The 26718-nt window shown below is 42.3% G+C and carries 20 protein-coding genes; 14 read left to right on the top strand and 6 right to left on the bottom strand.

Annotated features, from left to right (window positions below; genetic code table 11):
- Positions 1-274 precede the first annotated feature (274 nt).
- Positions 275-1714, top strand: coding sequence for an NAD-dependent succinate-semialdehyde dehydrogenase (locus IEZ33_RS12910; RefSeq protein ID WP_206696853.1), 1440 nt, complete (start codon positions 275-277; stop codon positions 1712-1714).
- Between the two features lie 109 nt (positions 1715-1823).
- On the opposite strand, the gene IEZ33_RS12915 is transcribed toward IEZ33_RS12910, so the two are convergent.
- Together IEZ33_RS12915 and IEZ33_RS12920 are read right to left on the bottom strand one after the other, a co-directional pair.
- The gene (locus IEZ33_RS12915) at positions 1824-2489 is read right to left on the bottom strand and encodes a glutathione S-transferase (protein WP_191600457.1); all 666 of its coding nucleotides are present in this window, start codon (positions 2487-2489) and stop codon (positions 1824-1826) included.
- A gap of 104 nt (positions 2490-2593) precedes the next feature.
- A complete protein-coding gene (locus tag IEZ33_RS12920; protein ID WP_191600458.1) occupies positions 2594-3097 on the bottom strand; it encodes a MarR family winged helix-turn-helix transcriptional regulator in 504 nt (167 codons plus the stop codon).
- Positions 3098-3358: 261 nt separating this feature from the next.
- Between IEZ33_RS12920 and IEZ33_RS12925 the strand changes: the two genes are divergently transcribed.
- The 6 genes from IEZ33_RS12925 to IEZ33_RS12950 all read left to right on the top strand — a co-directional run bounded on the left by IEZ33_RS12925 (position 3359) and on the right by IEZ33_RS12950 (position 9450).
- Positions 3359-4324, top strand: coding sequence for a PDR/VanB family oxidoreductase (locus IEZ33_RS12925; RefSeq protein ID WP_191600459.1), 966 nt, complete (start codon positions 3359-3361; stop codon positions 4322-4324).
- Positions 4325-4354: 30 nt separating this feature from the next.
- Positions 4355-5434 (top strand): aromatic ring-hydroxylating dioxygenase subunit alpha, encoded by a 1080-nt coding sequence (locus tag IEZ33_RS12930; RefSeq protein ID WP_191600460.1) that lies wholly within the window; start codon positions 4355-4357, stop codon positions 5432-5434.
- A 90-nt stretch (positions 5435-5524) separates the two neighbouring features.
- A complete protein-coding gene (locus IEZ33_RS12935; protein WP_191600461.1) occupies positions 5525-6538 on the top strand; it encodes a TRAP transporter substrate-binding protein in 1014 nt (337 codons plus the stop codon).
- A 109-nt stretch (positions 6539-6647) separates the two neighbouring features.
- Positions 6648-7163 carry a TRAP transporter small permease gene (locus IEZ33_RS12940; RefSeq protein ID WP_191600462.1) on the top strand — a complete coding sequence of 172 codons (516 nt, stop codon included), beginning with the start codon at positions 6648-6650 and terminating at the stop codon, positions 7161-7163.
- Entirely contained in the window at positions 7160-8446 is a 1287-nt protein-coding gene (locus tag IEZ33_RS12945) for a TRAP transporter large permease (RefSeq protein ID WP_191600463.1), read from the top strand. Before IEZ33_RS12940 ends, IEZ33_RS12945 begins: the two co-directional genes overlap by 4 nt.
- Positions 8447-8916: 470 nt before the next feature.
- Positions 8917-9450 carry a glutathione peroxidase gene (locus tag IEZ33_RS12950; RefSeq protein WP_191600464.1) on the top strand — a complete coding sequence of 178 codons (534 nt, stop codon included), beginning with the start codon at positions 8917-8919 and terminating at the stop codon, positions 9448-9450.
- Positions 9451-9628: 178 nt separating this feature from the next.
- Here the strand turns inward: IEZ33_RS12950 and glmS are convergent, their stop codons facing one another.
- The 3 genes from glmS to IEZ33_RS12965 all read right to left on the bottom strand — a co-directional run bounded on the left by glmS (position 9629) and on the right by IEZ33_RS12965 (position 15365).
- Complete coding sequence (gene glmS / locus IEZ33_RS12955) at positions 9629-11440, bottom strand: glutamine--fructose-6-phosphate transaminase (isomerizing) (protein WP_191600465.1); 1812 nt, start codon at positions 11438-11440, stop codon at positions 9629-9631.
- A 210-nt stretch (positions 11441-11650) separates the two neighbouring features.
- The gene (locus IEZ33_RS12960; protein ID WP_191600466.1) at positions 11651-14269 is read right to left on the bottom strand and encodes a hybrid sensor histidine kinase/response regulator; all 2619 of its coding nucleotides are present in this window, start codon (positions 14267-14269) and stop codon (positions 11651-11653) included.
- Positions 14270-14426: 157 nt separating this feature from the next.
- Positions 14427-15365, bottom strand: coding sequence for an NAD-dependent epimerase/dehydratase family protein (locus IEZ33_RS12965; protein ID WP_191600467.1), 939 nt, complete (start codon positions 15363-15365; stop codon positions 14427-14429).
- 233 nt (positions 15366-15598) lie between these two features.
- Between IEZ33_RS12965 and IEZ33_RS12970 the strand changes: the two genes are divergently transcribed.
- On the top strand, positions 15599-16615 hold the full coding sequence (locus IEZ33_RS12970; RefSeq protein WP_191600468.1) for a glycosyltransferase family 4 protein: 1017 nt from the start codon (positions 15599-15601) through the stop codon (positions 16613-16615).
- Between the two features lie 97 nt (positions 16616-16712).
- On the opposite strand, the gene IEZ33_RS12975 is transcribed toward IEZ33_RS12970, so the two are convergent.
- Positions 16713-17696, bottom strand: a complete 984-nt coding sequence (locus tag IEZ33_RS12975; RefSeq protein ID WP_191600469.1) for a glycosyltransferase family 2 protein — start codon at positions 17694-17696, stop codon at positions 16713-16715.
- Positions 17697-17860: 164 nt separating this feature from the next.
- On the opposite strand from IEZ33_RS12975, the gene IEZ33_RS12980 reads away from it, so the two are divergent.
- The 6 genes from IEZ33_RS12980 (at position 17861) to IEZ33_RS13005 (ending at position 26708) form a co-directional block, all read left to right on the top strand.
- Complete coding sequence (locus IEZ33_RS12980) at positions 17861-19069, top strand: glycosyltransferase family 4 protein (protein WP_191600470.1); 1209 nt, start codon at positions 17861-17863, stop codon at positions 19067-19069.
- The gene (locus IEZ33_RS12985; RefSeq protein ID WP_191600471.1) at positions 19062-20534 is read left to right on the top strand and encodes a lipopolysaccharide biosynthesis protein; all 1473 of its coding nucleotides are present in this window, start codon (positions 19062-19064) and stop codon (positions 20532-20534) included. The genes IEZ33_RS12980 and IEZ33_RS12985 overlap by 8 nt, the downstream gene beginning before the upstream one ends.
- Positions 20518-21966: an O-antigen ligase family protein gene (locus IEZ33_RS12990; protein ID WP_191600472.1), complete on the top strand. Its 1449-nt coding sequence runs from the start codon at positions 20518-20520 to the stop codon at positions 21964-21966. The genes IEZ33_RS12985 and IEZ33_RS12990 overlap by 17 nt, the downstream gene beginning before the upstream one ends.
- 149 nt (positions 21967-22115) lie before the next feature.
- Positions 22116-22859: an acyltransferase gene (locus IEZ33_RS12995; protein WP_191600473.1), complete on the top strand. Its 744-nt coding sequence runs from the start codon at positions 22116-22118 to the stop codon at positions 22857-22859.
- A 10-nt stretch (positions 22860-22869) separates the two neighbouring features.
- Positions 22870-24147: a glycosyltransferase family protein gene (locus IEZ33_RS13000; RefSeq protein ID WP_191600474.1), complete on the top strand. Its 1278-nt coding sequence runs from the start codon at positions 22870-22872 to the stop codon at positions 24145-24147.
- Entirely contained in the window at positions 24144-26708 is a 2565-nt protein-coding gene (locus tag IEZ33_RS13005; protein ID WP_191600475.1) for a hypothetical protein, read from the top strand. Before IEZ33_RS13000 ends, IEZ33_RS13005 begins: the two co-directional genes overlap by 4 nt.
- Positions 26709-26718 lie beyond the last annotated feature (10 nt).

A 26718-nucleotide genomic window follows, 5' to 3' on the forward strand; every position in this document is an offset into this window, starting at 1 on the left:
AAGCATTAAATAAACGCTTGTCCTATCATTCGCTTTGATCACGCCACTTAATAAGAACGTCTAACCGACTAACCCGCTCTTTATCTTTACTATGAAATAAGATGTAGGCGCCAATTTTAACATTAAAAATTAGTTAACATGTTAATCTATTTACTTTAACCCTCGAAAATTTAATAATAGCTGAATGACTCATGTATGAGACAGCAGGCGATAACGCCACCACAAAGAATAAAAAACATACTTATTTTTCATTACCAACAGATAGGTGATACTCATGTTAAAGGATATGAACCTTCTTAAATCTCGTTGTTTAGTCAATGGCGAGTGGATCGAAGCAAAAACAAAAGCCACACATCCAGTCACTAACCCTGCGACAGGTGAAACCATTATAGAGATTCCTCACCTTTCTGCAGACGAAATCCCGGCGGTAATCGAAGCATCTAAGGTGGCTCAAAAAAAATGGGCGGCTTTACCGGCCAAAGAACGTTCTGGCATTTTACGCCGTTGGTTTGAATTAATGCTGGAGAATGCCGATGATTTGGCGTTACTGATGACAACAGAACAAGGTAAGCCATTAGCCGAAGCCAAAGGTGAAATTGCTTACGCGGCGTCTTTTATTGAATGGTTTGCGGAAGAAGCAAAACGCATTTATGGCGACACTATCCCGGCTCCGAGAGCAGACCAGCGCCTAACCGTTATTCGCCAACCTATTGGTGTCACCGCGGCCATCACGCCATGGAACTTCCCAGCCGCTATGATTACGCGAAAAGCGGCACCCGCTTTAGCGGCGGGCTGCTCAATGATTGTTCGTCCAGCGGATTTAACGCCACTTACCGCTTTAGCCATTGCTGAACTGGCGCAACGTGCTGGCATCCCTGCAGGCGTCTTCCAAGTGGTCACAGGTTCGGCCAGCAAAATTGGTAAAGTACTGACCGATAGCCACACAGTAAGCAAACTTTCGTTTACAGGCTCTACCGAAGTGGGTCGTTTACTGATGGCTCAATGTGCCGACACGATCAAAAAAGTCTCTCTTGAATTGGGCGGTAATGCCCCTTTTATCGTATTTGATGATGCGGACCTTGATAAAGCGGTTGAAGGTGCCATGGCGTCTAAATATCGTAACGCAGGCCAAACCTGTGTGTGCGCCAACCGTATTTTGGTACAACGTGGCGTGTACGATCAATTTGCCGCAAAATTAATGGAAAAAGTCAAAGCATTAAAAGTCGGTAATGGTGCTGAAGCCGGCACAGACATAGGCCCTATGATAGAAGAAAAAGCCATTGTCAAAGTAGAAGAACACATCAATGATGCGGTGAGCAAAGGAGCGACTTTGATTCACGGTGGCGATCGTTTAGGTGGGCTATTTATCTCTCCAGCAATATTAACAGGCGTTACGCCTGAGATGAATGTGGCGCAGGAAGAAACCTTTGGGCCTCTTGCGCCATTATTTGCCTTTGACACAGAAGAAGAAGCCATCACCATGGCCAATGACACCATCTTTGGTCTTGCGGCTTATTTCTTTACCCGTGATCATGCCCGTACAATCCGCGTCTCTGAAGCATTAGAGTACGGCATGGTTGGTCATAATACAGGCCTAATTTCCAATGAAGTCGCTCCTTTTGGTGGTGTCAAGCAATCTGGTCTTGGTCGTGAAGGCTCTAAGTACGGTATTGAAGATTATTTAGAAATGAAATACATTTGCAGCGCGATTTAATCACCTGTAATACCTACTCGACCACAGGACATTGCTAATCATGCCTGTGGTCACTAGGAGACAATACCCTAGCCTGTCTTTCTAAAAACCTGTCTTTCTGAAAAAAGAGTTAAAGTGTTGTAAAAGCACCGCCTCTTGCTATGGCTTTTTGATACGCTGGGGCCGTTTCTACCTGTTTAATAAAACGACATAGGTTCGGGAACTGAGTCACATCAATACGGCCACTAGACGCTTGCAATGGAAAGCTCATTTGTATGTCGGCGGCACTTAATTCATCGCCCACAATCCACTTATGCTCACCCAATACTTTTTCAATAAAGGCTAACTGTGGCTTAAGACGCGGCATAATAAACTTTTCTTGGACCTTATTGCTTAACGTTTTCGCAATCGGTTTTATAAAAAAAGGCATCGGACTTTCAGGAATTTTCATCATCACCAATTTCATGACTAATAAAGGCATCAAAGAACCTTCAGCAAAATGTAACCAATAGCGATAATCCAGTAATGCCTGACCTTCAGAAGGTCGCAAACGCTTTTCTGTATCGTATTTATCCAATAAATATTCGATAATCGCACCCGATTCGGCAATCGTTAGTTCACCATCAGTGATCACGGGTGACTTGCCTAATGGATGGATTTTTTTCAAAGATTCAGGGGCGGCCGCCGTCTCAGGGTCTCGTTTATATTCAACTAGGTCATACTCTAACTTCAGTTCTTCCAGCAACCAAAGAATACGCTGCGAACGTGAGTTTTCCAAATGATGTACTTTAATCATATTCCCTCCTTTAATGTGTGCTTAAAATAAGCCCATCGCTTTATTTATACATAAGGGTTATACGACAGAAAATATAAAATGGATGCCATTCCCTCTTATATTTCTCAGTCTTGTGTTGACACTGGTCCATTTGGATCAAATGCATTAACTTGCCCAATGTTCGCATTTAATTTATGTAATAATCGTAGCAAAACCTCCACTTCTTCTGCTTGAAACCCACCGAGTAATAACGCTTCTCGCTCTAAAGCAATATGTAAAATTTTATCGTGTAATATTTCACCCTCTTTGGTTAAGCAAATTAACGAAGAGCGCCCATCTTTTTCATCTTTTATAAAGTTAACTGAGCCTCGCTGGCTCAATAGCTTCAGAGCTCGACTCACAGCTGCTTTATCTAGCCCAATTACCTGACACATACGATTAGCCGTGATATTTTGCTCGACTTTTAACAGCGCCAATAACCGCCATTCCACCACACCAACATCAAAGTTTTTTCGATAGCAAGCCGATGCCCCGCTGGACAGCTTGTTTGCCAAAAAGGTAACAAGTGCAGGTACATATCGATCTAAATCTAACTGATTATTTTTAGTTGTTATCCGTTTTTTCGTCATTTTAAAAATATCTCTGTCATCAGACCTATTATGCTACTCACACTCACAGCGTATGAAAAGCCTTTCCTTATACTTACTTTGTTTAGTTATTACCCAACACAATTACGCCATAACCATTTGATTTCTTTTTATATTTCTAAAAACACACAAAATAACCACAGAAAGATAGTTGACATAACAACCAAAAACTAAATATAGTTGACATAACAACTATATTTAGTGAATGCGCATAAAGCCATAAAAAAATTAAAAGGCCGCCCCATGTTGGATGTTATTATTCTAAGCAAGACACAAGAAACCGCTGACATTATCAGCTTTGAATTAGGTAAATCTGACGGTTCCGCTTTACCTGCTTTCGAAGCTGGCTCGCATATTGATGTGCAAGTGAATGCAAAGCTAGTCCGCCAATACTCACTCTACAATGCCCCAAAAAATCATCAAACTTACAAAATTGCCGTACTAAAAGACGCCAATTCTCGCGGTGGCTCTTCGGCGGTTCATGACACGTTTGAAGTTGGCGACACAATCCAGATTTCATCTCCTCGTAACTTGTTCCCATTAAAAAACAACAGTAATAAAACGTTACTTTTTGCCGGTGGCATTGGCATCACACCCTTGCTTTCTATGGCACAAGTACTTAACGAGCTTGAGCAAAACTTCGAGCTGCACTATTTCTCACGCTCAAAAAGCCATACCGCTTTTTTTGACGATTTGAGTAATTCGCCATTCGCAGAACAGGTATTTTTTCATTTTAGTGATGAACGTGATGACAAGGACCGCGTAGTAAAACAAGCCTTAAGCCAAGAAGGGGCTCTCAATAAAGACAGTCACCTTTATACCTGTGGACCAAATGGCTTTATGGATTATATCTTCGGCTCAGCAAAAGCGCTCGGCTGGTCAGAAGAAAACCTCCATAAAGAGGTCTTTAATGCGGCCCCCATTGAGCTTGATGACAGTGATAAAGCCTTTACCCTTGAACTGGTTCGCTCTGGTATCCACCTTGAAATACCCGCCGACAAAACGGTATTGGAAGTATTAGAAGACGCTGACATAGAGCTTGATTCGTCTTGCGAACAAGGCGTGTGTGGCTCTTGTATTACCAAGGTTATTAGCGGCACGCCAGACCACCGAGACCAATTCCTGACCGACATTGAAAAATCACTCAATGACCAGTTTACCCCCTGCTGCTCGCGCGCATTAACTGATTCACTCAGTATCGACTTATAAAAAGCCCGTCTAGAAAATAAGAGGTCCATCATGACTACGACAGTACAAGCAATCCACCCAAACGACATAAAAAGCGCCTCAATACCAGATCGCTCCTCTTTTCCACTCGATATGTGGTATGTAGCCGCCCTCAGTAAAGAAGTACAAGACAAACCCTTGGCACGTACTTTGCTCAATGAAGCCATCGTTATTTATCGAACAACAGATGGCCAAGTCGGCGCATTAGAAGACCGTTGTTGCCACCGTGCCTTGCCTTTATCCCTCGGTACATTGGAAGAAACAGGCTTACGCTGTGGTTACCACGGTTTGTTGTTTAACAGCTCGGGCAAATGCATCGAAATTCCAGGACAAGACAAGATCCCTTCTAAGGCGAAAGTAGCGGCTTACCCAGTAAAAGAGCAAGACGACATTATCTGGATTTGGTTTGGTTCCAAAGAAAACCCACAACCGACTTGTGAGCCTCCGGCTTACCCAGTTCATAATGATGATCGCTACCTATACGATGGCGACATTTACCATTATGAAGCCCCTTATCAATTGATACATGACAACTTACTGGACTTGAGTCATTTAGGTTATGTCCACGTACACACCATTGGCGGTAATGCCAAAATTCACATGAATGCCGAAATGAAAGTCGAACAAGAAGGCGATTCGGTTCGAGTAACGCGCTATATGCCTGACTCGACGCCGCCACCAACCTATACCGCCGCCTACCCGTTCAAAGGCCAAGTGGATCGTTGGCAAGAGATTGTGTTTCACCCTTCTCATCTTGAGATCTGGACAGGGGCGGTGGATGTGAATACCGAGTCCCTTGATGACCGAAATCGTGGTGGTTTTCATTTAAAAGGCTTTCATGGTGTCACACCAGAAACCGATGAAACCAGCTTCTACATTTGGACTCAAGCCAGTAACCCGACCAGCAACCCAGAAGAAAACATGAAACTGGTGATCGAACAAACGGCGTTAACCTTTGATGAAGACAAGGTTGTCATTGAAGCGCAATACGCCAACATGAAGCACTTTGGTGATAAAAAAATGATTGATATCCACGTGGATGTGGGCGCGAACCGAGCTCGAAGGATCATTAAGCAATTAAAAGGAGAATGAATTTCACGTCGTCGTTAGAGACAGTCGGGCAGATTACGTCTCTGGATGAACAAAGAACATCTAACAATACTAATAAAAGCAGGTGAGAACATGAAAGTAAAATCCGTTATTCTAACGTTGTTATCGGGCATTCTAGCCGCCAATGTGGCTCATGCAGAGACACACAGGTTACGTTTAGGTCACTTTTGGCCCGCAGGCTCGAGTGTTGATCAAGTCATCACGGACTGGGCCGATAAGGTAAAAGCCGATTCAAATGGCGAATTAGCCATTGATATTTATCCATCGCAAACCTTAGCCAAAGCCACGCAAAGCTATTCAGCCACCGTCAATGGTATTATGGACATCACAGTAACCGCTCAAGGTTACATGGCAGGACGATTTCCTTTAACACAAATTATTGAACTGCCTGGCATTGTCAGCACAGCGGAAAATGCCAGTTGCGTCCTGCAAAACCTCTATGACGACCAGCTCATATCGAACGAATACAAAGACACACATCCATTGTTTTTCTTTGCACATGGACCCGGTCATATCCATACAAACGGCAAAGCGATTATAGCCCCTGAAGATCTTAGCGGCCTGCGTATCCGTCGTGCAACAACGGTTGTGGCAAATATTTTATCCTCTTTAGGCGCTCAACCTGTCGGCATGCCAGCGCCTGAAACCTATACCGCCGCTCAGCGTAAAGTGATTGATGGCGTCGCGTTCCCATGGCAAGCCATGAAGGACTTTAGACTGAATGAGCAACTCACCTCCCATACTGAAATGGGACTGTATACCTTGTCTTTTATCACCACAATGAACAACCGTTCCTATAAAGCCTTGCCTGCCAACCTTCAGCAAGTCATTGATAATAACAGTGGCATGGAATGGGCTCGTACCATGGGTAAAAAGCTGGACGATCTTGATACGGCGGGCCGCGCTCAAGCGGTTGCCGAGGGCCATTCTATCAATACCATCGACAACATCATGGATAACCCGACATGGAAACCGGTGCTCAGTACGGTCGTCGATGACTACTTAACATCCGTCAGCAAACCCAACCTAAACGCCAACACCATCTATCAAAAAGCACTCAGTCATAAGCAAAGCTGCGACTTATAAGACCAAAAATCTAACACGACTCTTCACCTTGCAGTATCGAGGTGAAGCGTTGTTTGACTTTTAAGGTTATCAATTAATGCTGAAAAAACGTTACAAAATGGAGAAAGCGATGAATACGATAAGTCGGCTTTTTGACCGCTTTACTTACGGCTTACATATGCTAAGTGGCGTCATTCTAATTGGTATGATGTTCATTACGCTCGTCGATGTACTCACGCGTACCCTATTCAAAATGACTGGCGGTGAAACGGATTGGACCTTTATAGGCGGTATTGAATTAATAAAATACGGATTGCTTATCATGGTTCTACTGTCCCTCCCCTACTCGGTTAGGCGCTCCCAAGTCATCGTCGATTTGCTTACAGAAAAACTTCCAGAGAGAGGAAAAGCCTTTTTGGAAGGCCTCTTCATGCTTGGTTTTGTGGCATTAGGTTATGGTATGAGTACGCGCTTTTTACATGCGATTGAACAAGCCAAAATGACCGGAGAAACCACCCAAGATTTATTGATTCCCCTGTCTTATTTTTATGGCATTAGCGCTTTTGCAACGGCCGTTCTCGCGGTGGCCTCTCTGCTCGTTTCCATTCGCTGTTGGTTTTTTTGGAAGGAAGATACTATCTCATGAGTGCTTCATTGATCGGACTTATCTGTATTCTTAGCATGCTCGCTCTGATTGCCATTCGTATGCCTATTGCACTGGCTATGGCGGCAACGGGCTTTATTGGCTTTGGTTGGATTGTGGCATTTGAACCTGCCATGTCGATACTCGAAAGCGGCCCTTTTGAAACCCTCTCTAACTACAGTTTCAGCCCTATCCCGATGTTTATTTTAATGGGCGTGTTTGCCTCAAAAGCCAGAATGTCACAAGAATTATTCGAAGGATCGAGAATCCTGTTTGGACGTTGGCGCGGCGGTATGGCCTTAGCCGCCGTCACATCCTGCGGCATTTTTTCTGCGATTTCAGGTTCCTCTTTAGCCACCGCCGCGAGTATGTCACGGGTGGCGTTACCTGAAATGGAAAAAAACGGTTATGCCAAATCCTTAGCCTCTGGCACTTTAGCGGCTGGCGGCACATTGGGCATTATGATTCCACCCTCCATCGCCTTGTTACTGTATGCCTTGATTACCGAGCAATCGGTCGGCGACATGTTTATCGCTGGCGTCATTCCAGGGCTACTCGGCCTGGCATTATACTGCCTAACCATTGCCATCGTGGTATCGCTTAATCCAAAACTGGCACGACCTGGGCAAGCGACTAGTTTCTTGCAAAAGCTCAAAGGACTAAAAGGGTTAGTACCCTTTACTGGCGTGTTTGCTTTGATCATTAGTGGTATCTACAGCGGTATTTTTACCCCCACAGAGGCCGCTTCAATTGGCGCCGCCAGTACCTTCTTTATTGCCCTTTTTAGAGGTATGAACCTTAAACAATTTATGGAAGCGGTAGAAGAAACCTTGTTCATGACCTCTATGATTTTTTTCATGATCATTGGCGCTGAAATCTTTGGTTACTTTCTATCGGTATCTCGTATCTCATTTTCCATTGTTGAACTGGTAAATGACTTGCAACTCACCCCTTATATGATTCTATTTTGTGTGTTGGCGTTGTTCATTGTATTAGGGTGCGTAATGGACAGCATTGCCATGCTGTTGCTGACCGTCCCGGTTGTTTACCCTCTTGTTGTTTCAGCCGGTTTCGACCCCGTTTGGTTTGGTATTGTCGCTGTTATCACCGTCGAATTAGGGCTGATAACCCCACCAGTCGGGATGAATGTTTTTGTCATTAAATCCGTTGCACCACACATTTCTATTAAAGATATTTTTAAAGGGGTCTTCCCCTTTGTGCTTTCAGACCTTGTGCGTTTGGCGCTCATTATTGCCTTTCCTGTCCTAGCGCTTGGTTTTCTATAAACGGCGGCTACGGTAAGTAGGTATTAAAAAAGTAGGCACATAAAGCCATCCAATAATGACGAGTTAATGGATGGCTTTATGACTAAAGGCTTCTGATCAAGACTCTACTAGAATTCAAATAAGCATTACTTTAAAAACATTACTTCAAAAACGTTTTTTGGGCGGCTTTTTATCATGAAAAATGCCTAATGCACACGTTTGTGCTAACAACTAACTAAGAACACCATGATATTAGTCAGACGTTTGAGGTGTGTTGTTCCGCGCGTGAATTAGGTCTATATCAAAGTCGGCCGTTAACACACAAGGGATTTATTCAGGTCCATTTTATTACGCGGTCTAACAGGCTATTAATGAAATGATAAAGCGGAAGAGTCATTAATTTATGCAATTGCTTCACATTTACAGAGTACATAAAGCGGTAGTATGGATGCGTTTATTTAAGTTACTTTTACATTGATGAGAGATTAACCATGGCCCAAGTACTAAATTTCACCGTTAATACTATCCAAGGCGAAGCGATTGACCTATCAAGTTACCAAGGCAAAACCGTTTTAATCGTAAATGTTGCATCCAAATGCGGTTTAACAGGTCAATACGAAGGTCTTGAGTCTTTATACAAAAAATACCAAGATCAAGGTTTTGAAATTTTAGGCTTCCCTGCAAACGACTTTGCAGGCCAAGAGCCAGGTACAGATGAAGAAATCCAAGCATTCTGCAGTCTCACATACGACGTTACTTTCCCGATGTTTAGTAAAATAACCGTCACGGGTGAAAATAAGCATCCTCTTTACAAAAGCCTTATTGAAGCGGAACCAGTGACTCCTAACCGTGAAGCCATGGTCACTATGTTAGCTGGTCACAATATTGAAGCCACAAAAGCACCGGAAGTCGTCTGGAACTTTGAAAAGTTCTTAATCACGAAAGCGGGAAAAGTTGTTCGTTTTTCACCAGACGTAACCCCAGAAAATGAAGCATTTATTACGGCAATTGAAACGGATTTATAGCGGCTAAGCGATGTGATTGTCTGTTCTTTTTAAACAAGCAAGCAAAGTAAAAAGTGAAATACCAGTACTCTCTTAATAGCTTAAGTACTGGTTATTTCACTCCTCATGAGCACTTTTCGATTAGGAAAAACGCGTTGCTATTTACAAATATTTTTTCTCTCCCCTTCGAGAGACACTCTTATTCAACCGTAACCGATTTGGCTAAATTACGGGGTTGATCGACATCCATACCACGTTGTAACGCTGTAAAATAAGACAGAAGCTGTACCGCAATACTGTAGACAAATGGGGTGAGCACTTCATGCAATGTTGGCATTTCGATCATCCCGTCCGCTTTATCTTTGCATACTTCGCAACCCAGTTTGTCGCTAATCAAAATAATCTTAGCGCCACGAGCACGCACCTCTTGTAAGTTCGAGACCACTTTTTCAAACAATCTGTCATAAGGCGCAATCACAACCACAGGCATACCTTCGTCAATTAACGCAATTGGGCCATGTTTTAATTCTCCCGCCGCATACCCTTCAGCATGAATATAAGAGATTTCTTTAAGCTTTAATGCTCCCTCTAGAGCAATCGGGTAAGATTGACCACGCCCCAGAAAAATAGCGCTGCTTGCCCCATCAAATTCTTTTGCAATTTCTTCAATGTGCCCTTGCTTCATTAATGCTGAACGTACACTGCTTATCACATCCATTTCTGGCATTGCGCCAAGCTCTGTTAGTATCTCATGACCTGCATGTCGTTGTAGCGCAGCTTTTTTTACTAAACTAAACAATACCGCCAGTTGAGAGGTAAACGCTTTTGTTGAGGCCACACCGATTTCAGGCCCACATAAAGTTCGATAGATAAAATCGGATTCACGTGCGATAGAACTGTTCGCGACATTCACAACGGACAAGCAAAACTGATTTTTTGATTTAGCAAAACGTAATGCGGCAAGCGTATCGGCAGTTTCACCACTTTGAGAGATAAACAAGCAACCACCATTTTGAGACATAGGAGGCTCTCGATAACGAAATTCAGACGCAAGATCTACTTCAACAATGAGGTTTGCCATACGCTCAAACCAATATTTTGCCACCATACCAGCGTAGTAGCTGGTACCGCAGGCTATTATTTGTAGGCGGTCTAACTTAGCAAAATCCATTTCTTTCACTTGATTTATCTTTGTACTCTTCATCCCTTCCCAAGTACGCTTTAACGCATCAGCTTGCTCATGAATCTCTTTGAACATAAAGTGATTATAACCGCCTTTTGTTACCACAAATTGATCATTATCCACTTTAACTTTCTCACGAATTACAATCTGACCATTCGCATCAATAATATGCACACTGTCCGCTTTAACGATGGCAATATCATCTTCTTCTAAATAAAGCACTTCTTCAGCCATGCCGGAGGTAGCCACAACATCTGACGCAATAAAAGCCGATTCGGCATTAAACCCCACTACTAATGGGCTGCCTCGACGCGTTGCAATGATTTGATTTTCCAGCCCTTCAATGAGGATACCCAGCGCAAAAGTCCCAATAACGTTTTCTAAAGCTGCTTTCACAGCCATAGCGGGGGACGCATTCGCTTCTAAATACAGGTTGATCAAATGTGGCAATACTTCTGTATCCGTTTCACTAATAAAATCCTCCCCCACTGCTTTCAGTTGAGTGCGTAGGTCATCCGCATTTTCAATGATTCCATTATGAACAACCGCCACATTTAAAAAAACATGAGGATGAGCATTAACGGCCGTTGGCTTCCCATGAGTCGCCCAACGTGTATGAGCTATCCCGGTATGCCCTTCCAAAGGGTGCTGATCTACCATGGATTCTAAATTAATTAATTTTCCAGATGCTCGACGACAATCTAGATTGCCAGACTTTAGCATGGCAATCCCGGAAGAATCGTACCCTCTGTATTCTAGCGCTTTCAGTCCACGCAGTAAGGTCTTTGTAGCTGCCTTATCGTTAACAACACCGAAGATTCCGCACATATTCATTCTCCAACCATTTGAGTTATGATTGAGGATTTGCGAGACTCATGCCAACTTGATGGGTATTTTATAAGACATTGATTTTTATAAAAATATAATATGAAACCGTTTTCATAGCACTTAAACCGCTTCGTTATTCTCTTTATTAAGTGGCGATACACAAAAAAATTGCAAAATGCAAAATCTTCATACCTCAAATGCAATTAAGAATTATCCATTCAACGCTTTAATCGTATTTCTAATGACATCACTTTGGGCAGACAAAGTCTGAGCAATTAACTCAAACGCGTCTTCGTCACTTGTTTCTTCATAAAACTCTAGCTTTTGAGCAGCCTCTGCCACAGCAGACGCACCAACGGCATAAGCACTGCCCTTTATACTATGAGCCATAAAGCGTATCGCAACTATGTCTCCTCCTTTTTGCAAATAATCACTCAGATTTTCACACACACGTTGTAACTCGTTTTCAAAACTGACTAAAAGCCTAATATAGGTTTGTTGTGAGCACCCTGTTTGCTGCATCGCCTGATGAATATTCAATCCAGGTAAAGACGTTGGCCACGTTAAAAGTGGATTCGAATGATGTTTATCTGTTAATTCATTCATCATTGAAGACACAGAGGTTGACGAAATATTCAACCATTTTAGAGATATTTCATACAATTTTTCCGGTGAGATAGGTTTACTTAAATAATCATCCATGCCCGCATCCAACGCTTTTTGGCGATCTCCTTGCATCACATTTGCGGTCATTGCAATAATAGGAATGCTGTCCCAATTTGGATTTTTTCGAATTCGCTTTGTCGCACTGTAACCGTCTAAAACAGGCATTTGAACGTCCATTAAAATAAGATCAAAGCGCCCCACTTTTAGGCTATTAATCGCTTTCTCTCCATTCTCAGCATGCGCAACCTCAGCCGATTGGGCTATCATCAGTTGACTCACAATTTGTGCGTTAATAGGATTATCTTCGACGATCAGAACCCGCTTATGTCGAAAACCATCGCGTAATATCAATTTGGTGTTATTCTGATGCAGCCAATTTGACCCAACTAAACGATTAGACAAATGTTCTAACACACTCATGGGGGTAATAAACCCACCTAAAAAATTAATCTTGCTTTCTTCTGGCTGATTCTCGGATGAATCATGATCCCCATTCGAAAGAACCAATATCGGTATGGTTCTCAGTTTAGGGTTTGCTTCTATTATGCGTTCTAACCAATGACTTAAATCGTCATCCTTATCTGTGATACGGCTTTGAACAATGATCACTTTATCCAGATGATGATGTGATAACATCAGATCGTCGGAAGAGGCATCTAAGAAAACATAGTCGAACCCACTATCTGATAAGACCGTATTGAGCCCTTTACGCATTCCTAAAAGTCCGATACATAAATTCTTTTTTTCTATTTCGGGAGTCTGACTTACATATGATTTATAGGGAATAAAGAAACAAAATTCGCTGCCCCTTCCAATCTTACTTTCAACGAGAATGTCGCCTCCCATAAGATGAGCAAACCGGCGAACAATCGCGAGACCTAAGCCCGTACCACCAAAGCGTCTGGTAGTACTGGTATCTTCTTGACTAAAAGCATCAAAAAGTGACTCAATTTTACTTGTTTCAATGCCTATACCGGTGTCTTGAATAATAAAAACAAGTAAGTCATCATTCGATTTTCCCTCTATTTTAACGTGTAATGTCACTCCGCCAGTGTGAGTAAATTTAATGGCATTACTCACTAGATTCATCAATACTTGATTGATACGTAATTCATCGCCGAATTGAGTATCAGGAATAGAAAAATCTCGATCAATACAAAAATCTATGCCTTTCTCTTGTGCCTTGAACACATTCAGTACATAGATTTGCTCCAACAGACCATCAAGGCTGTATTCAACTTCATCTAATTCCACCTTGCCCGACTCCACCTTGGAGAAATCCAAAATATCATTGATAATAATTAATAGGTTATCAGCTGATCGCTGCATTTTACGAAGGTAATCTGACTGCTCATCGGTCAAGTTAGTGTTTTGCAATAAATGCCCTAAACCAATAATGCCATTCATAGGTGTACGAATTTCATGACTCATGGTGGCTAAAAAGTCTGATTTCGCGCGGGTTGCAGACTCCACTTTTACCACTGTCGACTCTAACTTAGCCGCCATTTTTAGGGTTTCGCTGTGCTCTTGATCAGTTCGCCTATTTTGCAGAACCAAGTCCACGACCAGAGCCCCAACAGAAGCACCAAGTAATACTAAAAGCAAGGTGAAATAATTATAAAGAGACACCAGTTCTGCCCGGGTTGTCACAGCAAAGTCAGCACCATATTCAAGGACTTTAAGCTCTATCGTTTGGTTAAGATTTTGAATATTCGCTATTTTATTAAACACAGCACTTAGTGAACCCTGTAATATGGCCTGTTCAAATAAAATCGCATCAATCTCTTTAATCAATTGAAATAAATGTTCAATTGATTCTGAAACTTCCGGCACCTTCTTATAAAAGCGTCCTAATTTACCAGTACGCATGATATCAACCCGACTGTATAAAATATCAAAACGCAACAGCACATCATCAAAGTTAGTCGGGCTATTTACAGATAAGTCATCCTGCGACCAAGTGAGTAGACGGACCTGAAAACGCAGGGCTTCTTTTTCTACTTGATGGACTGCCCTCAACGCATCTTCTTCAGAAGAGGAAGATAAAATATCTTGTTGATCATTAATAAAGAAATACAAAAACATCGACACAATCAAAAAGAAGACGCTAATAAAACTTAATAACCAAAGGCGCCATCTTTGTTTTAGTTGAGTTTTCGACATTTTTGCTCCATGAGTTTCAACAATATCTACCGCCTAATATAAATAGATAAACAATTATTCATAAATAAATGAATAATAACATTACGCCATAAAAGATAGACGATATCACAATAGCATTGTTTCATTGAGTAATGATGCGGGATCAGTCTCTAAAGTCTTAGCCATTGACGATTTTTTTATACGTAGGCTGCATCATCTCAATCAGACCTAACCCTAAGTCGTAATCTGGCTTCATACCAAAATAATGAGTTAATCGACTGACATCACCCAGTGATACTTGGATGTCTCCTGTTCTTTTTGGCCGATAGACTAATCCCACGTCATAACCGACAACCGAAAACAGCGTTTCAGCAAGAGATTTAATACTGCAAGGTTTACCTGTGCATATATTAAACACTGGCGCAGAACACTGAACTTTTGACATACCAGCAATCAAAAATTTAACCACGTCTTTTACATAAACAAAATCACGAATCTGGCTACCATCGCCAAAGAGAACTAAACCTTGATGGTTTTCTATGCGTTTTGAAAAAATGGAAATTACGCCGCTATAAGGTGAATTAGGATCTTGACGCTCACCGAACACATTAAAAAATCGAAAACCCATCGTTGGGATTTTATGAATAATTCCGGCAACTTTCGCCTGTAATTCACAAGCCAACTTATCCACGCCATAGGCACTCAAAGGACGGACCTGACTCGATTCATTTAGAGGTATACTGGCATTGTCTCCATAAACAGCAGCGGATGAAGCATAAACAACTGGCACCTTTCTCTCTGTTTTAGCGCAAGCTTCAAGAATGGTCACCGTGGCCGTTTGATTCGTGCTGTGTGTTTCTAGCCATTCGTTATTGGACCTTTCCACTGAGGCAATAGCCGCCAAATGAAAACAACCATCGACCTCATTGATCAGTTTTTGCATCAAGACTTTATCTCGAACATCACCAATGATTAACGTCGCACTGTCAGCAAGGTTTTCTAGCTTTCCAGTTGATAAGTTATCAATGACATTAACTTGGTGACCTTGCTGTATTAAAGACTCGCATAAATGTGAACCGATGAATCCACAACCACCTGTTACTAAATAAGTTGCCATATAGGCCTCCGTACATGATTTTTCGACTTTGTAACAGAGGTATTTCAAGCTTTATGCCAATAGAAAAAATAACTTTAAATACAGAAGGTTATATTCATAAAAACGGCTTTTTTATAGCAGAGCCAATGGCTTTTTTGCATTTTGCAATTCACTTATGGCATCGACTTTGCTTTTTGATTTTATATCAATTATCAAACGCGACCCCAAATACGGCTATCAGGAGCTATATAACTATGAATATCACCTTATTTCTCGACTCCAAAAACAAGGGAGGCATTGAAACCCATGTTGCTAATTTAGCCGAAGCGTTAACGGCACAATCTCATCGGGTTAAGGTCATCGTTTGGAAACGCTATGATCGGCAAGATCATCCCTTACAAAACATGATGCAAAAAGCAAACATTCCTTTTTATTATGCAGATGGGGCCTTATCTCAACTTATTCGTTATGTAGAAAAAGGGTCAATCTTGCATACTCATGGATATAAAGCAAATTTACTCGGTAAACTGGGTCACACACTCGGCGCGTGGCATTGCATACCAACCCATCATAATGGTGATGTAGGAACAGGATTACTCAAGCTATATGTCCAGCTGGATGAATTGAGCTCGCGCTGGTTTTCCCCTATATCCGTCAGTAATGAAATTTACCATCGACTGGGAAGCCGTGGTATAAAGTTGAAAAACTTTCTAAGTTACCTCCCCTCTTTAGACATTAAAGGACATCACACTAAACACATTGCCTTTGTCGGCCGTATTAGCGATGAAAAAGATCCGGAACATTTCTGTCAACTCGCGAAAACTATGGTGCAGAAGCATTCAACCTTATCATTTCATCTTTACGGTGAAGGGCATGCTAGACAGGCGTTAACTGAACACTATCCAGAAGTCACCTTTTATGGAGAACAACCGATGGAGAATCACTGGCAAACGATCGATCTCCTGTGTCTTACCTCTAAAACCGAAGGGCTACCCTTAGCCGCCTTAGAGGCCATGTCACGAGGAATACCGGTTTTATCTTACGATGTTGGCGACCTATCGGAGTTAATTGAACATGGTGCAACAGGGTGGGTTGTTGAAAAAAGGGATCAATCGGAGCCATCAATGGGTATGATTGAGATATTACAGAAGTGGGAAACCATGGCCTTACATGAAAAAAAGCGCTTCAGAAAGCAGTCACAAGCACGCATTCATCAACACTACAGTGCTCAGAGTGTGTTACCAAAACTGCTTGCTCATTATCACGCTTAGTATTCATCGATTGACACTCATTACTTGATAAATAGGGCGAAGCGTTTATTTTGACTCGCCCTTTATGATTTTCCTCCTCAATGACACATCACCTACCCTATGCGTGACGCCATAATCCATAGACAAAATGAGATAGACAAGCGCGAAAATTACGTTTTGTAGGCAGACGATAACACGCTTGAATATATGACAATACAGCAGGCCAATATCCACCAGGTTGACCTTGTAAAGCTTCAGCTTCTGCCAGTTTAAAACGAGCAAACGCCGGCGTATAACAGTATGGATTCAAGGTTTCCATAGACGGTTTATAACGTTCTAAAATACACAGCATGCTCTTGAGTCGACGCTGTTGATTACGAGATATCGAGTTACTTCTCACTAAATAATGAGTAGTAGAATACTTAATAACCGACAAATCACCTTTGTTTGATAACTTCAACCACAGATCCCAATCACTCGCCGAGAAAAGCGTCTCATCAAACCCTCCCACCTCTCTAATCGCACGGGTTTTTACCAATACAGTAGAAGTACCAATGATGTTTTCTTCATATACACAGGTTTTATCTTTCCCGGAAATCATCGCGTAATCCGTTGTGACACCTTTCAATAATGCTGAAAATCTTGGCCAGAAATGAAAGCAGCGTCCTAAATCCACACCTTGCTCATCTAAGTGATCGTATTCGGTAAAATTCATTACACAGTTTGGATTGGAATACACCGTTTCTAACTGAGCTTTCAATTTTCGTTTGTACCAAAAATCATCGGCGTCTAAAAAAGCAATCCAGTCACCTTGAGCCACTTTAATCGCTAAGTTACGAGCCGCGGATACACCTTTGTGCTCACCTTTTATTACCTTAATTCTGGGATCCTTTTTTGCCTGCTCTGCTAGCCAAATATCACTGCCATCTGTTGAACCATCGTCAACAATTAACAGTTCAAAAGACACGCCTTGTGCTAACACACTGTCTATCGCTGACGGCAAATAAGATAGGCAGTTATAGGTCGGCATAATCACGCTCACAAGAGAATCATGAGACTGAGCCTTTAATGTTAGATCTAAACGTTCACTATTTTTTATCATGCGATTTTTCCCTTTTCAAGTTTGGCATTGCCTTTGCAATTTACCCTTAAGACAAGCTATTTGCTATGTAACAAGAGACCTCTATTACAAAGGTTTCATTCAATATTGCACTCAATGTGCCAACTTTTATTTATCGCCAAAGTCGACAAATAAGGAGCATAACAATGAAAAAAATTGCCTATTTAACGACTCACTTCCCGGTGTTATCCGAAACCTTTGTAGGCAACGAGATACGGGCGATACAGAGATTAAAGCATGATATAGAGCTCGTTGCCTTTGAGCCGTCCCTTGGTCCCGCACAAGCCGATGATCTGATCTTATTTAAAAGACTCTTCATCCTGAAGAAGGTTTCTTCAGTCGCCACTTTATCACGCCTACTGTTTTCGCCATTTGGTTTGCATTCTGCAATGCAATTTGTCAATCAACAGACAGGGTTACCAAAGCGCTCCTTACTTTGGTACGGGGCAAAATTGGCCGCGCACGTCAAGCAAACCGATTGTCAGCATATTCATGCTCATTTTGGCTTAGCCAGTACAGCAACGGCAATTGTAGCGGCCAAGCTCGCGGGAGTAAGTGTCTCTTTTACCTGTCATGGCTATGATATGTACCTTAGTCCAGCCGACCTTACCTTAAAACTCCAATCAGCCAACTTTACCGTTGCCGTATGCAACACCATGCAACAAGACATGCTCTCATTATCACCAAAATCCAACATCATAAGAGTCCGTTGCGGTGTCGATGTTTCACAACTCGACGATAAAATGTCTGCGCCGAATTACTCCAGCCAACGATTGCTTTATCTCGGACGATTGTCGGCAACAAAAGGCGTATCAGTGCTAATGGAAGCCTTGTCTATCATGCCAATCGAACAGCGACCTTTTATTGATGTGGTCGGAGACGGTCCGTTAAAATCTGAACTGGTTGAAACCTGCAAAACACTTGGACTCACACATTGGGTTAGCTTTCTCGGAGCCAAGCCTGCTACCTGGCTAGGACAGCATTATGGTGATTATCGAGCCTTAGTTGCTCCTTTTGTGATTACCCCTGAAGGGGTTGAAGACACAGGTCCATTAGTCATCAAAGAGGCGATGATGTATTCCCTTCCGGTTTTGACAACCGATGTTTCATCCTGTCAAGAAATGCTACTAGACGATCATAATAAAATGGCGAATTTAGGCATAATGGTAAAGTGGGGAGACCCTTTAGCATTATCACAAGGACTATCAAAAATGATGGCATATTCACCGGATACCTTAAGATCCATGGGAACAACAGGTCATCAATATCTACTTTCACATTTTGTTATTGACGATCAAGTTAAACATTTATCAAACGCGTTTGAAACCTGCCAAGGCGAGGTGCAATATGTTTAATCTATTGCTTAAATCTCACGGTTTATCCGCCAAAATACAGATAAATAAATCGTCCGCTGTCGTACAACAAGGCTATTACGCTGTTGGTTTGATGATCACAAAAGTCATCAGTTTTTTTCTGCTACCTTATCTTGCTAGTCAATTGGGGTTAATCGAGTTTGCTCGCTTAGAAACACTATTAGCGATCATTAATGGCGCAACCATTGTCGTCAGCTTAGGTATGGTCAATATACTGTACCGTAAAGTTGGCAAGTCAAGATCCAAAGCCGCTAGCCATCGTATTGCGGCTCAGTTAGCAGGCAATGCCATCCTAATCGCCTTATTCATTACACTACTGGGAGTGATCACCACACCGATTCACCACCCAATTATCTCTTCTATCGTTCATGTCAGCGTCATTGAACTCTGGCTTTGTATTGCTCTGATCAGCACCGAAGGTATTTTAGGTGTTAGCTTAGCGTGGCTGAGAATGAAAGAACAAGCGGCTTTGTTCTTTCAAATGATGATGATGCGCGCGTTGCTCTACACGGCGTTTGTTTTTATATTTTTAACCCATGACTTAGGACTTACTTGGATTTTAGTCGCCTCACTTTTAGCGGTGCTTTATCAAGTCTTTCACCTCATCTATTTCCAACGCAAAGACACGGGGTTACTCTTTTCACTGTCTTCCCTGAGAAAAACAGCTTTCTACGGATGGCCATTTGTGATCAGTGGCCTTGCTATGTACGCCACTCAAGGTATGGAAGTGGTATTGCTCGCTCAAAAAATCAACCCAGAGCTGCTTTCTTCTTATGTCATCGCCATTAAGTTTTTCCTCATTGCCGCTTTAATAAATCAGCCTTTTTTACTTTGGTGGTACCCAAAGCGTATGCAGGTTATCCACCAAGAGAAAGGATCAATAAAAGCAGGTGTTGGGGCTACTTTAGGGGTCTTTATCGCGTGTTTTTCGAGTGTCATTATTTGGCTTTGGGCACCTATTCTTATCGACTTCTTATTTGAAGACGGCATTGCACCCGCAAAGTCCTTTTTACCCTGGTTACTGATTGCAGGCGTATTAAAACAGTGGGGAGCACTTTATAACCTTGGCTGCTTTAGTAGTGAAAATAACCGTAACCAGATGTACATTGAGCTATGCACGGGTGGGGGATGCCTGGTCGCATTTCCTATTGCGATTCACTTTGCTGGTATCTATGGGGCACTGGGGGTTTTTATTCTAAGCCAAGCTGGCCGCCTGCTCGCTTATTGGGTGATCAGTCAGCGACAGTATTATGTAATCTACCCTATACGACTACTATTAACCGGCTGCGTTATCTGTCTTAGTGCCATTACACTGGGTTTATTAGGTACTCGTTACTTAGCTGAGTGGCACAGTTTGGCGCCCTTTATCCTCAGTCTACTACTCAGTGCAATACTGGTTTTTGGGTTGGTTGTATTAGGGAGGATCGGTCATGCTATTACACAATAAATCAAAATCGACATCTATCTTATTGCCCATTATCTTGACTTTATTTTTAGCTGGCATTTGGTGGCTTGCGCCCCATCCCTTACTCATTTTACCCTTAGCCTTTTTACCCATAGCCGCTTGGTTTGCGCTCAATAATGCCATCTGGATTTGCATGGGCTTTATTCTCTTTTCTTTTTTCCGAATCCATGAAGCTTTCCCAGTACTTTATTCTCTTAAAATTCCACAGCTATTAGCTTTAGGAACCTTAGCCGTAACCGCTTGGCATATGTATTTAACAAAAAAAATAACGCCTTTTTGGAACAGTCATTTAACCGGGTTCGCTATTTTCTTTTGTTTAGTCACTTTTGGATTACTATTTGCCAGTAACCGAGGTGAGGCCATAAGCGCATGGACAGGGAATTTTGTCAAAATCGCTCTCATGGTACTCATTATCGCGTGGCTGCCAAAAAGCAAGAAAGATTTCGCTATTTGCAATTGGAGTATTTTACTGACTGGCATCGTCATCGCTATTGTGGCTTTAAACAACAAAATAAACGGCATTGGTTTAGTAGAAGGCACACGTGTGACAATTGGACGCAATATAGGCTCCATGTTAGGAGACCCAAATGATTTGGCTTTAGTTTTACTCTTTCCTACTAGCTTCGCTTTGGCTTTACTCTTTGCACCTTCTAGCAATAAACTCCCCAAGTTTCTCGCTTTATGCGGCTACCTAATCATAGTCTCAGCTATTATTGCCACTCAAAGTCGCGGTGGCTTATTAGGAATTATGGCGGTTACTGGGGTATTTGCTTGGCAAAAAGTCAAAAACAAAGTCTTATTAATCAGTATGGGGGTGATGGTAGCAGGGTTATTGCTGGCGCTGGCCGGTATTTCAGATCGTGCATCTGGCGGTGCAGAAGAAGCGGGTATCGATGCCTCTGCGATGGGGAGGATTTATGCTTGGCAAGCCGCATGGAATATGGCGGTATCTAATCCATTAACCGGTGTAGGGTTGAGCAATTTCTATGTTAACTATTATTTTTACAGTCCACATTGGGATGGAAAAAACCACGCAGTACACAGCACTTGGCTCGGTGTGTTAGCTGAAACGGGGTTTGTTGGATTTATCGCGTTTACCACCATGGTTATTCGAACGTTAATCAATAACATAATGCAGGTCCGTTTAATTAATCAACTCACACGGATTGTAGAGCATAGCACCTCTCTCGCCCCGGCTTATGTCGCCAGTGCTCAAGCGACATTAGCGGGCATTGTTGGCGTCATGGTATCAGGGACTTTCTTGACCCAGGGTTTTACTTGGCCTATTTATATCCTATTTGCATTAAGCATGGCGGTTACCAACACTCTCTCTCCCATTTTGCAAACACTCGAGCAAGAGCAACAAAAATACTCGCGTAAAACACTTTATAGCCAGAAAAAAACAAAACCATAACTTATTGTTTTACTGGAAGTAATCCCCCCTAATCTAGTTTAATAATTAGATGCATTTTGCGACTGGCATAAAGCCTGCAAATACCCTTTTACAGAAAGCGAAAACCGTCTTAGGCAAATTTCGTTGAACGCAGTTGAAAGGAATGTTTTATGCAAAACGTCAAATATTGGATAAAAAATAGCCCAACCCCAATAGCGAAACTCGTAAGGCAGAGCTACCAACCAGTCAAACAGTTGGAACTGCCTGTCATCCCTATTGCGACAAAACTAATTTATCAGCTCCACAAAGTCAGCCATATTTTATTCACCAGCCTGTTTCGACGCATGTATTGGACACCTCTCTTTAAAAGCCAAATTAAAGGCGGCAAAGGCTTATATTTATATTCAGGTATGCCCCAATTGTTGGGTAACGTATCTATTACCGTTGGTAAAGGGTGCCGCTGGTCTGGTATCAGTACGGTTTCTGGACGTTGTAACAACCAAGATCGTCCTTGCTTAACTATTGGAGAGAATGTCGACATAGGTTGGCAAACAAGCATCGCTGTTGGCACGAGTGTCACCTTAGATAACAATGTTCGCATGGCTGGGAGGGCTTTTTTAGCGGGTTACCCAGGTCACCCTATTAACCCTTATGATCGTGCCAAAGGATTACCAGATGAAGACCATCAAGTGGGGGCAATTCACCTAAAAGAGAATGTTTGGCTGGGTACGGGCGTTTCTATTATTGGTGGCGTAACCGTTGGGGAAAACAGCATCATTGGCGCTGGTAGTGTGGTGACTCATAACATTCCTGCGAATGTTGTGGCGGCTGGCGTCCCAGCAAAAGTCATCAGAAAGCTTAACCCGAATGAGTTACGTATTCACTCAGAAGACAACATTGATACCTTAGCTTAGGGAGAACCTTATGAAGTGGATTGTTTTTGCAGAAGATTGGAACAGCCATCCAAGCAGCACTCAGCATTTTTTTAAGCGCATAGTTCAGAATGAACCTGTAATATGGATGAACTCAATCGGTTTACGCTCACCAACATGGAATCACCGAGACTTAAGTCGGCTCGTGCAAAAGGCTAAGAGTGTGGTATTCAAACCGCAACAGTTCATTAAAGAAAGCCATACAGCACAGTCGTGTTATTCAATTAATTCAAAACAAATACCTTGGCAGGAAATACAATGGAGAAAAACACAAGATCCCATTGTCATTGCGCCAAAAGCACTGCCCTTTCATCAAAGTGCCCTGGCACGTCGTGTTAATGCCTACTCACTCTCTAAACAAATTAATCATCAAGTTTCAACACAATGGGCAAAAAGTTTACCCTGTGGAGAAGGTGAAAAAGAAGAAGATACAACCATACTTTGGCTATCTCTACCCTCAGCGGTAGACATGATTGGTCGATGCAATGAAGATCTAAGCATATATTACTGTGGCGACGATTTTAGTTCACTTGCAGGTGTTGACCATTCTGTAATAGGCAAGATGGAGATCGAATTAGCAGAAAAATGTGATCTCATTTTTACGGCCAGCGAGACCTTAAGACATAAGTTCCCAGCACATAAAACCCATTTACTTGAACATGGGGTGGACTATCGCTTATTCCAAACACCTAAGCCTAAACCAGATAATTTCCCGACGGGCAAGGTGATGGGATTTTACGGACAACTCGCAGACTGGGTGGATATAGATCTATTAATAAAATTGTCCGAGACCTATCCGGACTGGACTATTATGCTTATCGGTCAAATCGATACCGATACCAAAAGCTTACTTTCCAGACATAATGTAAAGCAATTACCTCCAATGTCACATCCACAATTAGCCGCTTTTGCTCAGCACTGGGACATAGCCCTATTACCCTTCAAGCATTGCCAACAAATTCATCATTGTAACCCACTAAAGCTAAGAGAGTATTTAGCAACCGGTACCCCAATTGTGTGCACAGACTTTCCGGCCGCTAGACCTTACCAACCCCATTTAACTTTGGTAAAACAAGAGGATTGTTTTATCAATAAAGTTAACCAAACCATTCTATCTATATTGCTTTTAGACGAAGCTCAGCAAGTAAAACGAAAAACCGCACAGCAACTTTCTGTGTACAAATCATCTTGGGAACAAAAGGTGAGAACTATTTGCCATACAATCAATCAACATAGACGAACACCTCAACCGTCGAATGGGCCTCTATGATGTTAATGACACACGCCGCTACGCGCTTAAAAATACTACTACTTTGTGCCCTGATGACCGGCCTCACAGCCTTAGGTAGCGAAATTTATGCAAATGAAGCGGTTCTAAAAACTGGTGATAACCCAATAATCCGCACTTTTTCACTTGCGTCTGCAACCAGCAATAACTGGCATTTACCGAATGGGCTGCCAAAAGGCACAGAATTAGAAGTAACAGGAGAAGTGGCCAGTGAAACCGGCCGTATACTCGTCAGAATAGACCATGCAGCCAGTAAAAGTTATTACACCCGCTTTAACCATGAACAAATCTTAAATTCGGGTAAATTTGTTATTCATATTGATTTAGATAGGCTGAAAACAGCACATCAACACCCTTTTCCAGCGTCTGACATTCGTCAGACCTATTTAAGTACTTTATCAGGAAAGATCACATTTTTAACGGCACAAATCAGAGTCAAACCGAGTGCGCCAAAAAACATCGTCGGCTGGGATCTTGGGAACCAAAATACGTCTAATGCCTGGGGTTTTTATGCGCTGACACCAGACTCAACATGGGAATCTCTCGGCGGGAAGTCCATCAACAAGCCAGAAGAGCCAGGTGAAAAAATCATTGAGGGAACACTGAGAAGTCGAGACCGCCCTTACCATGACGAACTTACTCGAGACGGACTGGAGGGAATCAGTAAAATCACTCTCCCCTTAGAAAATGGTATTTGGCGGATACGCTTATGGACGCAAGATATCGGCGAATGGGAATACTTACCTCACCCGCTAAATCGCACCATCAGCCTCAATAAACAAAGGATTCTACACGAACGCCTTAGCCCTCTTGAATGGCAGAAGCGGAACTACTTCCCTTCACCCAAGTACCCTCTTCACGCTATAAAAAATGCCTTAAAAGAGTCAAAAACGGAAGCGCTCTATCAGGCTTTTTGGCGTGATATCGGGAGCAAACGAGGTTCTCCTGTCGATGCCATTGTCGAGGTAAAAAACAATTTTTTGCTTATTGAGATGAACAGCGACGTACCAGCTGGTCGCTTTCTATCGGCCATCATAGCCACACCGTGGGACAACCAGGCCGAAGCACGTTTTAACGCATTCGATCGATTAAGGTATGACTTTTTTACACAACGTTGGCCGATAATAATTGATAACACGGCACTTGAAATTTCGGACAATCTGAACGCAGTCGACTGGATAAACGATTCGCCCTGGTTAGCTGAAGGAGAACTCGTTACTTTCAAAATTAATTTTGCCCACTTACCGTATGATTTAGGCCGATTAAAAAAAGCAGAATTACCATTGGAAGACATTACTTGGTTTATCATGACACCAATGATCAATCGTGTTGGAGGCCAAGAAAATGCGCTCACTCTACGGTCTTATTTAACCTCTTTTGACCCTCTCGATGGCGTAACACAAGCACCGAGCCATTCTGATGTTTGGTATGTCACAGGAAAGTTCAAACCAAACTCCCAAAAACAACAGGCCACTCTGTTTTTTACTAACGGGCAGACCAAGCAGACCTTTCACTCCCTTGACGTGTCCTTGCCTGAGGCGAAGCTACCCATTGGTTTATATATGGACTATGCTCCTCACTTGGTCTGGTTTTCTCAAGAAGAAGCCATAAAACAAGCCAATTGTGATTATCGTTTTATGAAAAAAATTGGCTTAACTGGCACCGCACCCGCTTTACCGACACCGATTTTGACGCAGACGCCAACGCAAGCAATAGAGAAAGTCCAAAGTCGCCTAACCGATCTAAAAAGAGCCATCCAAGCACCCTACATAGCAGGATTGTTACCACCTTTTCCGGCCTATACACCGATCAAACGCATGTTAACAGAACCGAGTTTTAATCAAAGTAGAAAGTCTACGGGCAATCTTATAAACACGTTAACGTCAATCGGTTCTCTAAATAATTTGATTATGTGGTCCATGGCCGATGAACCCGGTTTATTTCCTGATCTGGACGCACAACTCAGTACTCTCAATAAACGTCTTTCTCAATCAAAGACAGGGATCAAAACCTACGCACAACTCAATCACTCCCAACACGATTTACTAATTGATCAGTACCAGAGTGTATTAATCAATCAAGGGTATGGCTTAACGGAATCTCGCCTTAATGATTTGACGGTTAAAAACACCCCTTACTACCTTTACAACTTACCCAATTTACGCGCCTCAGCCGGACATTATTTGTGGCGTAGCAACGCTCAAGGCTTTTGGCAATGGCACGCACGAATGCCAACAGCACACCCTTTTGATCCAACCGATGGTCGTGAGGACGATGTGCACTTTATATTACCCACCTTAAAAGGGTGTGAACGACCCACTATTCGTGCAGACTTGCTCAGTTTGCGAGCGGGTATAAATGATTTTCGTTGGCTTTCTTGGCTCTCGCAAAATGCAAAAAACCATATTGATTTTGCAATCTTGCAACAAGAAATACGACATAAAATATCGTTAAACTATTTAAATAATAACTTTAAAAACAAAGAGTTAAATAGAAATATAAAATCAATTAAACAACTGGCACAGAGTCTGCAATTGAACTAATACAGTCATT

The sequence above is a fragment of the Marinomonas algicola genome (assembly GCF_014805825.1).
Classification (GTDB): Bacteria; Pseudomonadota; Gammaproteobacteria; order Pseudomonadales; family Marinomonadaceae; genus Marinomonas; species Marinomonas algicola.

Coding starts and splice junctions, on each gene's coding strand:
- IEZ33_RS12910 (WP_206696853.1), top strand. CDS start 275: ATGTTAAAGGATATGAACCTTCTTAAATCTCGTTGTTTAGTCAATGGC.
- IEZ33_RS12915 (WP_191600457.1), bottom strand. CDS start 2,489: ATGATTAAAGTACATCATTTGGAAAACTCACGTTCGCAGCGTATTCTT.
- IEZ33_RS12920 (WP_191600458.1), bottom strand. CDS start 3,097: ATGACGAAAAAACGGATAACAACTAAAAATAATCAGTTAGATTTAGAT.
- IEZ33_RS12925 (WP_191600459.1), top strand. CDS start 3,359: ATGTTGGATGTTATTATTCTAAGCAAGACACAAGAAACCGCTGACATT.
- IEZ33_RS12930 (WP_191600460.1), top strand. CDS start 4,355: ATGACTACGACAGTACAAGCAATCCACCCAAACGACATAAAAAGCGCC.
- IEZ33_RS12935 (WP_191600461.1), top strand. CDS start 5,525: ATGAAAGTAAAATCCGTTATTCTAACGTTGTTATCGGGCATTCTAGCC.
- IEZ33_RS12940 (WP_191600462.1), top strand. CDS start 6,648: ATGAATACGATAAGTCGGCTTTTTGACCGCTTTACTTACGGCTTACAT.
- IEZ33_RS12945 (WP_191600463.1), top strand. CDS start 7,160: ATGAGTGCTTCATTGATCGGACTTATCTGTATTCTTAGCATGCTCGCT.
- IEZ33_RS12950 (WP_191600464.1), top strand. CDS start 8,917: ATGGCCCAAGTACTAAATTTCACCGTTAATACTATCCAAGGCGAAGCG.
- glmS (WP_191600465.1), bottom strand. CDS start 11,440: ATGTGCGGAATCTTCGGTGTTGTTAACGATAAGGCAGCTACAAAGACC.
- IEZ33_RS12960 (WP_191600466.1), bottom strand. CDS start 14,269: ATGTCGAAAACTCAACTAAAACAAAGATGGCGCCTTTGGTTATTAAGT.
- IEZ33_RS12965 (WP_191600467.1), bottom strand. CDS start 15,365: ATGGCAACTTATTTAGTAACAGGTGGTTGTGGATTCATCGGTTCACAT.
- IEZ33_RS12970 (WP_191600468.1), top strand. CDS start 15,599: ATGAATATCACCTTATTTCTCGACTCCAAAAACAAGGGAGGCATTGAA.
- IEZ33_RS12975 (WP_191600469.1), bottom strand. CDS start 17,696: ATGATAAAAAATAGTGAACGTTTAGATCTAACATTAAAGGCTCAGTCT.
- IEZ33_RS12980 (WP_191600470.1), top strand. CDS start 17,861: ATGAAAAAAATTGCCTATTTAACGACTCACTTCCCGGTGTTATCCGAA.
- IEZ33_RS12985 (WP_191600471.1), top strand. CDS start 19,062: ATGTTTAATCTATTGCTTAAATCTCACGGTTTATCCGCCAAAATACAG.
- IEZ33_RS12990 (WP_191600472.1), top strand. CDS start 20,518: ATGCTATTACACAATAAATCAAAATCGACATCTATCTTATTGCCCATT.
- IEZ33_RS12995 (WP_191600473.1), top strand. CDS start 22,116: ATGCAAAACGTCAAATATTGGATAAAAAATAGCCCAACCCCAATAGCG.
- IEZ33_RS13000 (WP_191600474.1), top strand. CDS start 22,870: ATGAAGTGGATTGTTTTTGCAGAAGATTGGAACAGCCATCCAAGCAGC.
- IEZ33_RS13005 (WP_191600475.1), top strand. CDS start 24,144: ATGATGTTAATGACACACGCCGCTACGCGCTTAAAAATACTACTACTT.